The organism is Janthinobacterium salmonicoloratum (assembly GCF_051380845.1).
Lineage (GTDB): Bacteria > Pseudomonadota > Gammaproteobacteria > Burkholderiales > Burkholderiaceae_D > Janthinobacterium > Janthinobacterium lividum_F.
The window spans coordinates 198,618-212,237 of sequence record NZ_JBNYXV010000004.1; the positions used below are offsets into that span (position 1 = coordinate 198,618).

The 13,620-nt window shown below is 59.4% G+C and carries 14 protein-coding genes and 1 other RNA gene; 6 read left to right on the forward strand and 9 right to left on the reverse strand.

Annotated elements, in window-relative coordinates; genetic code table 11:
- The first annotated feature begins 153 nt into the window (after positions 1 to 153).
- Together ssrA and ACQ4WY_RS20490 are read left to right on the forward strand one after the other, a co-directional pair.
- Positions 154 to 514, forward strand: a transfer-messenger RNA (tmRNA) gene (gene ssrA / locus ACQ4WY_RS20485).
- Between the two features lie 385 nt (positions 515 to 899).
- Positions 900 to 1,421 carry a GNAT family N-acetyltransferase gene (locus ACQ4WY_RS20490; RefSeq protein ID WP_436505620.1) on the forward strand — a complete coding sequence of 174 codons (522 nt, stop codon included), beginning with the start codon at positions 900 to 902 and terminating at the stop codon, positions 1,419 to 1,421.
- 196 nt (positions 1,422 to 1,617) lie between these two features.
- Here ACQ4WY_RS20490 and ACQ4WY_RS20495 read toward each other — a convergent pair whose 3' ends face one another.
- From ACQ4WY_RS20495 to ACQ4WY_RS20505, 3 genes are all read right to left on the reverse strand, one after another.
- On the reverse strand, positions 1,618 to 2,067 hold the full coding sequence (locus ACQ4WY_RS20495; RefSeq protein ID WP_436505621.1) for a GTP pyrophosphokinase: 450 nt from the start codon (positions 2,065 to 2,067) through the stop codon (positions 1,618 to 1,620).
- Between the two features lie 13 nt (positions 2,068 to 2,080).
- Positions 2,081 to 2,920, reverse strand: a complete 840-nt coding sequence (locus tag ACQ4WY_RS20500) for a hypothetical protein (RefSeq protein ID WP_436505622.1) — start codon at positions 2,918 to 2,920, stop codon at positions 2,081 to 2,083.
- A gap of 137 nt (positions 2,921 to 3,057) precedes the next feature.
- Positions 3,058 to 4,659 carry a sensor domain-containing diguanylate cyclase gene (locus tag ACQ4WY_RS20505; protein ID WP_436505624.1) on the reverse strand — a complete coding sequence of 534 codons (1,602 nt, stop codon included), beginning with the start codon at positions 4,657 to 4,659 and terminating at the stop codon, positions 3,058 to 3,060.
- A gap of 294 nt (positions 4,660 to 4,953) precedes the next feature.
- On the opposite strand from ACQ4WY_RS20505, the gene ACQ4WY_RS20510 reads away from it, so the two are divergent.
- Positions 4,954 to 6,108 carry an ATP-binding protein gene (locus ACQ4WY_RS20510; protein WP_436505625.1) on the forward strand — a complete coding sequence of 385 codons (1,155 nt, stop codon included), beginning with the start codon at positions 4,954 to 4,956 and terminating at the stop codon, positions 6,106 to 6,108.
- Positions 6,109 to 6,168: 60 nt separating this feature from the next.
- Here ACQ4WY_RS20510 and ACQ4WY_RS20515 read toward each other — a convergent pair whose 3' ends face one another.
- The 5 genes from ACQ4WY_RS20515 to ACQ4WY_RS20535 form a co-directional block, all read right to left on the reverse strand.
- On the reverse strand, positions 6,169 to 6,411 hold the full coding sequence (locus ACQ4WY_RS20515) for a hypothetical protein (RefSeq protein ID WP_353658512.1): 243 nt from the start codon (positions 6,409 to 6,411) through the stop codon (positions 6,169 to 6,171).
- A gap of 108 nt (positions 6,412 to 6,519) precedes the next feature.
- On the reverse strand, positions 6,520 to 7,965 hold the full coding sequence (locus ACQ4WY_RS20520) for an ATPase domain-containing protein (protein WP_436505626.1): 1,446 nt from the start codon (positions 7,963 to 7,965) through the stop codon (positions 6,520 to 6,522).
- Positions 7,962 to 8,378 (reverse strand): hypothetical protein, encoded by a 417-nt coding sequence (locus ACQ4WY_RS20525; RefSeq protein WP_436505628.1) that lies wholly within the window; start codon positions 8,376 to 8,378, stop codon positions 7,962 to 7,964. Before ACQ4WY_RS20525 ends, ACQ4WY_RS20520 begins: the two co-directional genes overlap by 4 nt.
- A 72-nt stretch (positions 8,379 to 8,450) precedes the next feature.
- Positions 8,451 to 9,821, reverse strand: coding sequence for a hybrid sensor histidine kinase/response regulator (locus ACQ4WY_RS20530; RefSeq protein WP_436505629.1), 1,371 nt, complete (start codon positions 9,819 to 9,821; stop codon positions 8,451 to 8,453).
- Positions 9,822 to 9,982: 161 nt separating this feature from the next.
- A complete protein-coding gene (locus ACQ4WY_RS20535) occupies positions 9,983 to 10,219 on the reverse strand; it encodes a hypothetical protein (RefSeq protein WP_353658516.1) in 237 nt (78 codons plus the stop codon).
- A gap of 215 nt (positions 10,220 to 10,434) precedes the next feature.
- On the opposite strand from ACQ4WY_RS20535, the gene ACQ4WY_RS20540 reads away from it, so the two are divergent.
- From ACQ4WY_RS20540 to ACQ4WY_RS20550, 3 genes are all read left to right on the forward strand, one after another.
- The gene (locus tag ACQ4WY_RS20540) at positions 10,435 to 11,184 is read left to right on the forward strand and encodes a hypothetical protein (protein ID WP_436505630.1); all 750 of its coding nucleotides are present in this window, start codon (positions 10,435 to 10,437) and stop codon (positions 11,182 to 11,184) included.
- An 18-nt stretch (positions 11,185 to 11,202) separates the two neighbouring features.
- The gene (locus ACQ4WY_RS20545; RefSeq protein WP_436505631.1) at positions 11,203 to 11,445 is read left to right on the forward strand and encodes an Imm32 family immunity protein; all 243 of its coding nucleotides are present in this window, start codon (positions 11,203 to 11,205) and stop codon (positions 11,443 to 11,445) included.
- An 89-nt stretch (positions 11,446 to 11,534) separates the two neighbouring features.
- Complete coding sequence (locus tag ACQ4WY_RS20550) at positions 11,535 to 12,548, forward strand: SMP-30/gluconolactonase/LRE family protein (RefSeq protein WP_436505632.1); 1,014 nt, start codon at positions 11,535 to 11,537, stop codon at positions 12,546 to 12,548.
- On the opposite strand, the gene ACQ4WY_RS20555 is transcribed toward ACQ4WY_RS20550, so the two are convergent.
- Positions 12,535 to 13,602, reverse strand: coding sequence for an SDR family oxidoreductase (locus ACQ4WY_RS20555; protein ID WP_436505633.1), 1,068 nt, complete (start codon positions 13,600 to 13,602; stop codon positions 12,535 to 12,537). The genes ACQ4WY_RS20550 and ACQ4WY_RS20555 overlap by 14 nt on opposite strands.
- Between the last annotated feature and the right edge of the window lie 18 nt (positions 13,603 to 13,620).

The following is a 13,620-nucleotide window of genomic DNA, read 5'->3' on the forward strand; positions in this document are numbered from 1 at the left end:
CGGCGGGCACAGCCCGGCGCCGCACAACCGGCTTGCGCCTGCCAGCGCAAGCCTCTCCGATTCGTCTGGTTCAAGCGATTCGAAGATGCCTCGTTCCTTACCGCGAATGCATCATGCAAGAGTGGGCGGATTGCGCTACAATGAAGGTTCTGTGGGGACGACCTGGTTTCGACGTGGGTTGCAAAGCAGCGCAGGGCATACCGAGGGCGGGCTACCTCGTAAATACAACCTGAAAAAACTTAACTGCAAACGATAACTCGTACGCACTGGCAGCTTAATCGCTGTTAGCTCTAGAACACCTCGTCCCTGGGGTGGGCCGTCAAAAGCTCTAGAGTCATTTACAGGGACTCGTCGTATGCTGGGTTACTTAGCGTCCGACTAAATAATAGGTAACTCGCTTGCCCATAACGTGCACATCCGTGCTGGCTGAGTTAAATTAAATGATAGTGCTAAGTATGTAGAACTGTCTGTAGAGTGCTTGCGGACGCGGGTTCGATTCCCGCCGTCTCCACCACTGAATAAATAAAAGGGCTTCCCCGTTTTGGCGGGGAGGCCCTTTTTATTTATTCCATGCATGCAGAGCGCGGGCGTCGAATCTGCGCCCAGTACGGGCGCGGGGGTTTTGCGGGGCCTTCGGCGAGCGCAGCTCGGCGCCGCAAAACCGGGTTGCGCTTGCAAGCGCAACCCTCTCCGATTCCTCTGGCTAGGTTTTGCGCCGCAGCCGGTTTTTCCTCACGACAAACTCAGCCGCTCAGGCGGTGTATGAATGACAGACCTGCCGCTCGCTAGGAAGCAGGATGAAATCCGTTCACGACATGATTCTTGGCAACAGCTCCCCAACGCAATGATGCAATTTACAATATCATTGCATCTCCCGTTTCTGACTAAATCGAAAGAATATGATTAATATCCGTGAGGCTGAAATCACAGACCTGCGCGCTCTACAGGAAATCGGCTGCCAGACCTACCGTGAGCATTTTTCGGATATTTGGTCCGCTGCTGGAATATCGGATTTCCTGGATCAAGATTTTTCTCCAGGCACGCTTGAAAACTCGCTCAATTCATTGAAGCAAGTCTGGCTTGTCGCTTCCAACGAAAGTGGAAAAGTCGTCGGCTTCGCCAAGGTCAACTTGTCGAAGCCGGCGCCTATCAGCGGCGAGGTGGGCCTAGAACTGCAGAAGATATACTTCCTCAAATCCGAGGCTGGACGCGGTTATGGAAAGCAGCTCTTGAGCTATATTCAAGATCTGGCGCTGGAGCGCAGGGAGAGCTTGATATGGTTAGATGTGCTCAAAACCAACTTAAGTGCTCGCCACTTCTACGCGAAACAGGGTTTTCAAGAACGCGGTGAAATCCCCTTCCAAACAGACAAAGTTGCAATTGGAATGGTAGTCATGGTCTGCCAACTTCCAATAGCGTGACGCCTGAGCCCGCGTGCACTATGTACCGCTATGGGCATCAAAAAACAAGGCGGCGGTCCCAACGCCGGTTTATGCAAATTGGGCAGAGGCGCAGTAAGAAATATCCCGGCGAACGACAGGGGTAGCTCCGCGGCAATATTGTTTGCAGGTGCCGGGATCATGTCTTCCACTCAGACACGATCTCAGCATTCAAGAATCATTGCTGCGATATTAATCGTTTAATAGCCCGCCGATACTTCTCCACCCGCTCCAGATCCTTCTGCGTCGGCGCCGCTATCCTCGACAAATCGCTATTCTCAGCCAGATCAGCCAGCTTGACAGCCTTGCCGACGGGGTTCAACGCTGCGCGGGCAATGAAATCATCGTACGACTCGCCTTCAATCTTGGTCACGGCGCGCACGCCGTCGAGGACTTCCTGGGAAAATCCTTCGCGCGCCAGGTCGTCGAAGGTTACTTTGCCGTCGCTGTCTTCCACCACATCATGCAGCACGGCGACAATCTGCTGGGCGCCGGGGGCGACACGCAACATGACGCGCAAGGGGTGCAGTATGTACGGCGCGCCGCCCTTGTCCGTCTGGCCGGCATGGGTGGTGGCAGCGATTTCAATCGCGCGCTCCAGGGTAGCGCGTCTTGCGTGTTCACTCATGTTCACTCCTTGTTCACTCCACTTTGATTGATGTGTCCGTTGCGCGCCAGCCGCGGCGTTGCAAATGGCAAACGCTGGTGCACAGCAAGGCTGGCAACAATAAATTGAGAACAGGTACGAGCATCAGCAAGCACAACAGCAGCCCCAGGGCAAAAATCGCCGGGCGCTGTTCGCGGCGCAACGCCGCTTGCTGTTCCGCGCCGAGCACCTCTTCGGCCGCCGCGCCGTAGATCATCTGGATATTCCAAGCCAGCAAGTACGAGATCAGCACGCACATGGCCCACACGGGGATCAGCAGAGACAGCAGCAGCAACAGGCGCCGCCGCCAGGCGGGGGGCGCGGCGGACAGCTCCAGGCCGGCCGGTGCTTGCCACGAAACATAGCGGCGCGCCGCCACGGCCTTGGCGCGCTCCAGCAACAAGCAGCGCAGCGGCAAGCGCGCCGTACCGATGGCGCCGACGATAAAGACCAGCACATAGAAAAAAGCTGCCAGCGCCAGCAGCGCCAGGGCAATCTGGCCGATCGACAGCAGGGCCTTGGCGGCGCTGCCCAGGCCGCCGGCGATATTGCCCATCTGTGAGAGGGTGGCCGGCCCGTTGGCCAGTGTCCCGACGCCATCTATCACGCCCAGGCCCAGCAAACCGGTGACCGACACCAGCGCCAGCATGGCGCTCAGCTCGACAAAGAAACGGCCAAAGCAGCCATACAGTCCCAGCCACAGGGCCACGACCGCCATGCACCACAGCGCGGAGCGCCACCACAGCCCCGCATGACGCGCATCGCGCAGTCCCAGGCCGACGCACGTGAAGGCTTCCCGCCAGGCCAGCAGCCAGGTTTGGAATGTTTGTGTCACGCTCAAGCGTACTCCGCAATGAAGGGGCGGATACGTCGATCCGTATGTTGCCGATTGTACATGGACAAAGCCGGCACACGGGCCGCCCAGGACACAGCGCAAGACTGACACCAGCACGTGCTCGCCTTCAAAAAGTGCTATCGAAACGCAAACGCAGTTGCTGCCTGCTCGGCAGGCTCGCAAGAAGATTCATAACAGACCTGATTTCTCCCGGATGCCTTGGCCTTGTACAGTGCCTTATCAGCGAGTTCAACCAGCTCGACCGCATGGTTTCCCAGGTGCGTTGGCATGAAAGCCGCCACGCCGACACTGACTGTCACCACGCAAAGGGGATTGCCCCGATGCTCGACGCCCAGTGATTGCACAGCCTGACGCACGCCTTCCGCCACCGCCAAGGCGCCCGGCAGATCCGTTCCGGGCAATAAAATGACCAATTCTTCGCCACCGTAGCGCGCCGCAAGGTCGCCCGGCCTGCGCATGCTGTAGCCGACCACTTTGCCGATTTTTCTCAGGCACTCGTCGCCGGCCACATGGCCGTAGATATCGTTGTATTGTTTAAAGAAATCGACATCGATCAAGACCAGCCCGAGTGCGCTGTCTTCACGCTGCGCACGGCTGAACTCGGCAAGCAGCGACTGGTCGAAGTGGCGCCGGTTCGCCAGCCCCGTCAATCCATCCTGGTTGGCAAGGCGGGCCAGGGTCTCATTGATCATTTCCAGCTCATTGCGCGCCTCGATCAGTCCCGCCTCGCTCTTGACCCGCAAATCGATTTGCCGCACTCCGCGGTATCCGATGAAGGCAATCAGCAGTACTAATACGCCACCCACCGCGTTATGCAAAATCATGTCGAGACGCCACTCGGCGAGTACTTCATCCTCTGACAATGCGGCAGAGACCACCAGCGGGTATTCCTCGATTTTTCGGTAGCTATTGATACGCATCACGCCATCGACGCCCGACTTGATCACGGCGGTGCCAACGGGACTTTTGGGCAAATAATCATGAAACACCGGGTATTGTGAAATGTCACGCCCCAGCAAACTCTCATCGAATGGCCTTCTCAATAAAAGAATACCCACTCCATTCGCAATGAAGATGGCGCCTTTTTTTCCTATCGAAAAACGTTCATAAAACAGCCTGAAATAATTCATATTCAGGGTCGCCAGCGCCACGCCACCGAAACTTCCATCAGGCATATTGATCCGCCGCGACACTGTGACAATCCATTGCCCCGTCGATTTGCTGCGCACGGGAGGGCCGACATATGGCCCCCGATCCTCATGCGTTCGATGGTAGTTAAAATAATCTCGATCAGAATTATTCAGATTGCTCAACAGCGCTTGCTGGGAGTTCACCAGCCAGCTGCCATCTTGGGCATAGATGAAGATGCCGTGCAACTGGGGCAGCTCGGCGACACGGGTGACCAGCAATTTATGGATACGGGCCAGTTCAAGATCGGACACGCCGTCTGTCTCCACCCGCTCCACCAGTCCGACCAGCACCGTATCGGCCTCCTTGATGGTGTCATAGGCATGCTGCGCAACAGATTGCGCCAGGTTGGCGCTTTCACGGGCCGCTTCATTCAGCTGCACTTCCCGTGCGCGCAAGGTCATCCATAGCTGTATCGCCAGGAGCGACAGGCACACCAGCACGACAAATGAAATAGCCAGCGGCAGTAGGGAAAAGCCACGGAAACCTGCTCCCAACAAGCGTGGCGGCAAGCTGCGTGACCTGATCATGGATACACTCCCGAATAGATATCCGGCAAAGTGTGCACCAAATCTGCACCAACATGCTCACACATTATCACATGCAAGATATAAAAAAATTACCACACTTGCTGGGTGACATGCCTTCGCCGCCAGGGCGTCAAGGAAGGTGCTTCCAGCCTCCCATCATTTACAATACCGCCATTCCAGCTCCCACATACGTTCCAGCAACAGCCCTTGCAACGACATGCGCACGTGCATCGCCCGCATCCCTCGCCTTAACGGCGTACACTGGCTCCTCTTCCATCAACGCATTGGTCCACCGTGAAACTATCGCGCTTTATTACCGACCATCTGGAGCGGATCCTGGAGGAGTGGGAACTCTTCGCCAGCTCGCTACCCATTCCGGGAGCAGCCATCTCGAAAGCAGAATTACGCGATCATGCAAAGCAGATGCTGGAAACCATCGTGCGCGACATGGACGTCATCGAGAACGCGGCGCAGCGAAAAAAGAAATCGACCACGGGCGTATCCGAGATAGCGGGCAAGGAAACCGCCGCCGCCACGCATGGCTCCCTGCGCCAGCAAATTGGCTTCACGCTACCGCAACTGACGGCGGAATTTCGCGCCATGCGGGCCAGCGTTCTGCGACTGTGGATGGCACAGGTGTCAGTGGCGTCAAAAACGGCGACAGAAGACATCCTGCGCTTTAATGAAGCGATAGACAAGGCGTTGCAGGAATCGGCCATACGCTATTCGCAGCAGAGCGAACGCACCCGCAATACCTTTCTCGCCATCCTCAGCCACGATCTGCGCAGCCCGCTGAGCACGATGACAATGGCAGGTGCGCTGCTGAGCAGGCCGAGCGCGAACTCCTCTTCCACGGTAGAGATCGGTGCACGGGTTGCCCGCAGCGCAGCCACCATGACCACCATGGTGAACGATCTGCTGGAATTTGCCAGGACGCAGCTGGGGGGACACATGCCCGTTTCGCCCATCTTGGGCGACCTGGGGGAAATCTGCAGGACGGCCGTCGAGGACGCTTCGGCCGCTCACCCGAAATGCAAGTTCGAACTGAGTACCACGGGCGAGATGATCGGCGACTTCGATGCGGCCCGCCTGGCCCAGCTGTTTTCCAATTTGCTCAACAATGCTGCGCAATATCGCACCGACGACCAGCCGGTGACCATCACGGCCTGCGGCGATGCCGATACGGCAGTGGTGCAGGTCAAGAATTTCGGCCGCCAGATCCCGGAGTCCTCGCTGAAGACCATATTCGATCCCCTGGTACAGCTGGCCGTTTCCGACGAACACAAAGCACCGAATGCCACCAGCATCGGCTTGGGTCTGTTTATCGCGCGTGAAATCGCCTGCGCGCACGGCGGCACCATCGGCGCCGAATCGAGCCTGGAATGCGGCACGGTATTTACCGTGTGTCTGCCCAGGGTAGCGCTGAACGAGAACGCGAACGACGGCTAGGGACGGAACCCGGTAGAAGACGACATCTGCTGCCGACACATCTACCGGGACAGGCGCGCCCTACCTGCGGTTGAGCGGCACATACTCGCCCGGCAAGCTGGCCGCTTCCAGCGCATCGGCAAACGCCAATAAAAACTTCGCCGGACCATGTTCCGACACCAGCAGCGAGGCGCCCTTGTGGCGCAGCAGTTTCAATATTTCCTGCTGATGCGCCTGGTATTCCTGCGCATGGCCATAGAAGGTCTGATACATCTCCAGCGTTTCCATGGCTTTCACGGCCAGGATGAATTCGGGTTTATCCATCATATCTCCTCTTGATCAGCTCGGAAACATAGAAGACGCATCATCCGTCCCCTGTGCGTACAGCCATCACGGTCGGCATGGCCGCACTTTCATCATACGCCTCATCACCTAGACCCGGTAGGGGTCGCCCGACAGGATGCCCTGGTACTGGCTGAGGGCGGCGCCGATCTTCAAGCCCCCCCCGTCGATATCATAGAAACGGATATCCTTGCTGTGGCCACTGCCGCGCACCTTCACCACCGACACCACGCGCTTGAACTGGCCTTCGAGCTCGACGTAGCGCTGCATGACGATGGCGTCGGCCAGGAAGGCGTTGCCGTAGGAACTGAAGCGCAGCACGGAATACTGGTCTTCCAGCTCGGCCGTCATCAGCACCGACACGCCCATCTCCGTCAAGGCCGCCACCAGGCGGTACAGCGATTCGCGGAAATCCTCGCGGAACATGGAGGCCAGCGCCATTTCAAAACCGGACAGCGAATCGATGACCACGCGCTTGGCCTTCATGCGCGTGATCATGCTCACCAGGTCATGCAGGATTTCATCCAGCGACAAATCCAGGGTGCGCGTGTTGATCACGCCGATCTGGCCGGAACTGACGAGGGCATTCAATTGATGGCTGAGCAGCTGGTTCGGGCTTTTCTCGAAGGCGGCGATCACGCCGGGCTCGCCGCAGCGCACGCCTTCCGTGAGAAATTGCGTGGCCAGCACGGTCTTGCCGGAACCGGACGGCCCGACCAGCAGCAGCGAATAGCCGGCCGGCAAGCCGCCCCCCATCATCTGGTCGAGCTCCGGTACGCCCAGCGACAGGCGCTCATTGCCGGAAATACTAAGCTCTTGCATGCCACTGGTCTTCAGCACGGCGCGGGAAAAGATTTCCACGCCATCATCATTGATGCGGAAGGTGTGCACGCCCAGACTTTGTGACTGGCCGCGCATCTTGACCACCTGGATCTTGCGCACCATGGCGTCGCGGTGCACAAGCTGCGACAGCCACAGGATGCCATCGGCGACCGTGAACACGGCGCTGGACTCAGCCTCGGGGGCCAGGTACTCGCCGATCAGGAAGGTCGTGGCCAGCCAGCTGGTCATTTGCGCGCCCAGTTGCTGCACGAAATTCTGCAAGCCGGCCGCCCCCGTGTCCATGGCCTTGGCCGACTGCACCACGGAGCGGAAGGAATCGACAAAGACGAGACTGGGCGAAAACGCCTCCACCTCTTCGGCAATGCGCGCCAGCACGCGGTCGAAATCACCTTCCAGCAAGTCGGCCGACAGATTGACGAACTTGATCGACTGGTTGATCTTTTCCACGTCGAAGAAGGGAAACTGCTGCTGATAACGCAGCATCTTCAGCGGTGGCTCGCCCAGGACCGTGAAAAACAGCGCCTTGCGCTCCGGCGTGGCGAGGGAAAACATGATCTGGTGCGCCAGCGTCGTCTTGCCGCTGCCGGGAGTGCCCGCCACCAGGTTGAAGGAAAATTCAGGTATTCCGCCTCCCAGCAGTTTGTCCAACCCCGGCACGCCAGTGGCCAGGCGGTGGATGGTGACTTTGTTCATTCGTTCGGCTCCGTTATAGCATTATTCACAACGTCATCACCCCAGGCTTTGAGGAGGATGCTATTCGTTAAGAGTTCGCCAATTAATAAAATAAGGGTATTGATGAAGTGCATCAACATCGCTGTGCTTGCCGCGCAGGCGACTGCGTCTGCCTGTGCCTGCAAGCTGGCGCGCAAGGCGGTCATGGCAGCTGCCAGCGCTTGCGGTGGATGAGGCGTCAGCCAGCTGAACTGTTTCTGAATCTGGTGCAGGCTGCGGGCATACATCGACTCCACACCCCGCTCACCAATGATCTGATTCAACTCAGTGGCCAGTTGCTCCCAAAGGCGAATACTGACGTTTACCACCGCACCTGGGTCGCGTAACAGCGCGTACTCTATTCTGCGCTGCCGCTGTTCATGGACTGTGGCCATAATCGGATCTTTTCTCTGCGGTTTTCGGTGCATGGACCATGTTTAAAAAAAGCATCAGGGCTCTTTCGCCCATCAGCGCGGAGCCTTTGCCGTGATTATTTTCGACAAAGCGTCGATATTGATGGGTTTTACCAGGTAATGGTCAAACCCTGCCTCGCCGGCGCGGTCGAACTCGCCAAGCTGGCTGTATCCCGACGTAGCGACAAAACACGGCAGCGGCGCCACCAGGGCCGCACGGGCCGAACTGACGACCTGAAAGCCATCCATGCCCGGCAAGCCTATATCGCACACGATCACATCATAGGGCGCATCGAGCGCGGCGCGCAAGCCGCTGGGGCCATCATTGCGCACATCGACATGATGGCCATCCTGCGTCAGCAGCAGCGCCAGCATTTCCGCCGCATCGGCATTATCCTCGATCAGCAATATGCGGCGTGATGCTGCATGCGCCGCATGTTCCACAGGCAAGTCCTGAGATGGTGGCGCCAGCGACGACAGGGGCAACTGCAAGACAAACTGGCTGCCAAAGCCGACCCCGGCGCTGAACACATCCACCGTCCCCCCATGCAGCTGGGTAATGATGCGCACCAGCGACAGACCGATGCCCAGGCCGCCCTGCGCCCGTTCCAGCGAACGGAAGCCCTGAGTAAACAGGTCGAAGATGAAGGGCTGGATATCGAGGGCGATACCGGCGCCATCGTCGGTGACCGTAATTTCCGCCAAATTATCGTGGCGCCTGACGACGATGTCGATATGGCCGAACTCGTGCGTGAATTTGCTTGCATTGATGAGCAAGTTGGCTAACACCTGCGTCAGGCGTACCAAGTCCCCTTCGATGACCAGGGGTTCGTCCGGCACGCTCACGCTCAGCACTTGCTGGCGTTGGCTGATGCTGGCCTGGCCAACTTCCATGGCACTGGCGAGGATGTCGCTCAGCAGGATGGGCGCCAGCTGCAAGGTGATCTTCCCGCTGCTGACGCGCGAAGCGTCGAGCAAGTCGTCGATCAGGCGCGCCATGTGCGCCACCTGGCGGCCGATCACGCCATGCACATCCACCAGTTGGGGATCAAGCTCGACCTTCTTGGCCAACAAGTCATTGGCCATCGCCAACGGCTGCAAGGGATTGCGCAACTCATGCGCGAGCATGGCCAGGAATTCTGTCTGGCGCAGAGCCGTCGCTTCGGCGGACGCTTGCATATCCTGCGCGCCAAACGTCGCCAGCACCAGATTTTGATTGGCTTCGCGCAACTGCATGATCAGCAGGCCAAAGGCGTCGGATTTATCCTTTTCCTGCACCTGCATCTTGGCCATGACCAACAGTTGGTTGATCGTCTCGCGCAGCAGCATGACTTCGCGGCTATGCAAGGCATGCAGATTGTGCTCGGAGGTTAACTGCTGGGCGGGCGCATCCTCAGGATCGGGCGAGAGTGCTGTGTATTGCATGGTGACGGTGTACGGCCTGTGGGGGCCGGCCTCAAGGACAACTCTTCGTGCCGCGGCGTTCACTCAGACATCGCCGCGCACGCCAGCTCTATTGCTGCATACGGTGTATTACTTTATCTGAACACGATACCCTATTTCCCTTAGCAAATGAAAGCATTAGATTACTTATCGTCAACAGTGCGCAGGGGTAGCACGTAATTGGCGAGCTGCCACCCCATGGCCAGGGCCGATTGCTCCGCCTCGTGCTGCGTGCGGCGATTTTCCAGATTGGCTTGCCGGACATCTGCAAAGCCGCACTTGCTCAGCACCAACTGTCCCTGCCAGCATCCCTCGGGCAGTTCGCAGGCGTAGGCCGAGATCAGGAACCCGTTGTGGGTGGTGGGATTCGCATAAGACATGAGGCCTCCATGGGATTGCCAGCGCCGCCGTGAACAAAAACCACAGCCGTTATTGCAGTATAGTCAGACTTAGTGTAACCGCAATGCGCCACGAATTTCATTTAAATCAAATACATACGCATCAGGCCGACTGACGGGACCCGCACGCACGCATTGGCAGCGTTTGGCATCCCGTGTAAAAATATGCCCCTCGATACCCTCCCCACGCATGCCATATGGACCAATACCATTTCCTCGTCGGCGAATTCACCAAAGATAGCCCCTTCATTCCCGCCGCGGCCAGCGCGCAGCTGTTTGCCTGGTTCGCGCAGATAGGCGAACCCGTCGAGCGCTACGGCAGCAAGAGCGGCAAGGTCGTCAAGTTCTCGCAGAAAAACTACGACAAGACCCTGAACGCCCCCGATGCCGACGGCATCGAGTTATTTTCACCGCGCATCGTGCCGCCCGACGAGGCCGACGAGACCACGAACTGCGACGCGCTGGCCATCTATCAGCCGAGCGTTACACTGCTGCTGGCGATGCGCGCCAGCAAGCTTCCGTTGCAACAACTGTTCGACGCTGCGGCAAGCATACCCGGCTTGCTCGATCATTGCGATTATGTGTACGGCTACAGCGAAACCCTGGGCTATGGCACCGGCTACGCACGCGGCTATCGGCAACTCGATGCGGCCCATCCGATGACCTTTGGCAGCGGCGACCCCGGCAATAACTGGGACGCAATAAAGCGCAAGGGCCTGCAATATGAGCACATACGCGACGTGTATCCCATCAATACTTTCAGCCAGTCCAGGCTCGAAGCGCTGCCACCGGCACGACTACAGGCATTGCGCACAGCGATGCAAACCCATGGCCGCTGCGATGCGCACGACGGCAAGACACACTGGTTTTTAAGCGGCGAAGAACAGACCGCCGCCCGTGCCGACCTGCTGGCGCACGCCATGCTGGGCTCTCACATCGACAATTGAAGCTAACCAATAAACGTCATGACCACGCACCTTTCCCTGCATTGCTATCTGCAAGACGCGCCGTCGGAGCGCCCCCTGCCCTGCTCCGACATAACCATCCAGGCTGACCCGGCCACCCTGCGCGCCATTGCCCATTTTCTGCTGGCCAGCGCCGACGAGTTTGATCTGGCGCAAGAGTGCACCGGCATGCACGCCCATTTGCAAGATGCATGGCCTGGCTGGCAGGATGACTTCCCCGACCTGGTCGTGGTGGCAGCCTAGGGCGGCGGCCTGGGGTAAGACCTACACTGGCGCCCCGGCTCGCGCGCCTCGGGTAACATACGCCACCTTTGCCATACAGAGATCGCTCCATGCATCAATCCTCCACCTTGCCCCATTTCCGAACCGCCCTGCCCTGCTTGCGCACCGCCGTGCTGGCCGCCGCGCTGGCCAACCTGTCCGCCTGCGCCAGCCCGCCCGCGCACGAGACGCTGTTCCTCGCCACCACCCTTACGCCCGCGCATTCCTTCACCAAGGGCATCGAAGGCCCGGCCGTGGATGCGGATGGCAATATCTATGCCGTCAACTTTGCGCGCCAGCAAACCATCGGCAAGGTCAGCCCCGGCGGCAGTGGCGAGGTGTACCTGACCCTGCCTGGCACCAGCATCGCCAATGGCATCCGCTTCGGCAGCCGTGGGCAGATGTACCTGGCCGACTACATGGAACACACGATTTACCTGGTCGATCCGGCCACGCGCGCGCTCACCATCCACGCGCGCGAGCCGCGCATGACGCAGCCGAACGATATCGCCATCACGCAGGACGACGTGCTGTATGCGAGCGACCCGAACTGGAAGGAAAACACGGGCCGCGTATGGCGCATCGCGGCCGACGGCACGGTGACCCTGGCGCTGGACACCATGGGCACGGCCAACGGCATCGAGGTCAGTCCCGACGGCAAGATTTTGTATGTGAATGAAAGCGTGCAGCGCAATATCTGGATATATGACATCGCCGCGGATGGCAGCCTGAGCGGCAAGCGATTGCTGATCAAGTTCGACGATTTCGGCATGGACGGCATGCGGGTCGATGTCGACGGCAATCTGTACGTGACGCGCTATGGCAAGGGCAGCGTGGTGAAACTGTCGCCACAGGGGCGCATCCTGCGCGAAATCAGCGTACCCGGCGCCAAGCCCAGCAACATCACCTTCGGCGGCCCCGATGGCCGCACGGCGTATGTGACGGAAGTGGTGCAGGGGCGGCTGCTGCAATTCCGCGTCGACCGCCCGGGCCTGGAGTGGCAGCGGGCACAGCAGCACAAGAGCAATGCGGCGGCAGCGGCAGCCCCGCCACCGGCCGCAGCGGAGCAGGTCAGCGCGGAATGACGCGCTCCGCCTTCAGGCGCTCGAACAGGGCGATGAAGGCATCTTGCGTATCCTGGTAATCAAGAAAACCCGCCTTGCGGCTCTTGCCCATGTCCGTCATCACTTCCATCGGCCGCCCCAGGTCGGCATCCGTATGCCACCAGGAGGCGAGACGGCCGATGTCCGCTTCCACCAGGCCATGCTGCTGCGCGAGGGCGCGCCACTGCGCGGGGGCGTCCTGCATGCGATCAGCCAGCGGCGCCATCGTCTCCGGCAAGTCCGCCGCCTCGACGCCAAAATAGGCGGCCAGGCGCGGCCACAGCCACTTCCAGCGGAATACGTCGCCATTGACGATATTAAAATCCTCGTTGCGCGCGGCGGGGCTGTCCACCGCCCACGCCAGGTGGCGCGCGATCTGGCCCGCGTCCGTCATGTCGGACAAGCCGTGCCATTGCGCGGGCGAACCGGGAAAGACGAAGGGCTGGCCGCAGGCCTTGCACAGGCTGGCATACACGGCCAGCGTCAGGCCCATGTTCATGGCATTGCCCAGCGCGTAGCCGATGATGGTGTGCGGACGGTGCACGCTCCACGTAAAACCATACTGGGCGGCCGCTTCGAACAAGCGGTCTTCCTGTGCATAGTAAAAATTCTCGACCGCTTGCCGGCCCTGCTCTTCGCGGAACGGCGTGACTGGAACGTTGCCCTTGCCATAAGCGTCAAACGGCCCCAGGTAATGCTTGAGGCCCGTTACCAGCGCCGCATGGCGCAAGTGGCCGTTCGGTCCCAGCGCAGCCAGCACATTGGCGACCATGGCGCCATTGACGCGGATATTTTCCTGCTCGTTTGCCTGGCGCGCCCAAGCCGTGAAGAAGACGTGGCTGGCGTCCAGGCCCGTCAGGGCGGCGCTTACTGCCGCACCATCCGTGGCATCCAGTTGCAGCGATACGCAACCGGCTGGCACGGGCGTGCGGCCACGCGAGACGCCCGTCACCTGCCAGCCCTGCGCCAGCAAATGCGTGGCCAGGCTGCTGCCGATAACGCCGCTGGCGCCGATAATCAATGCGTGCTTGTTCATGGGAACTCTAATGCCTGT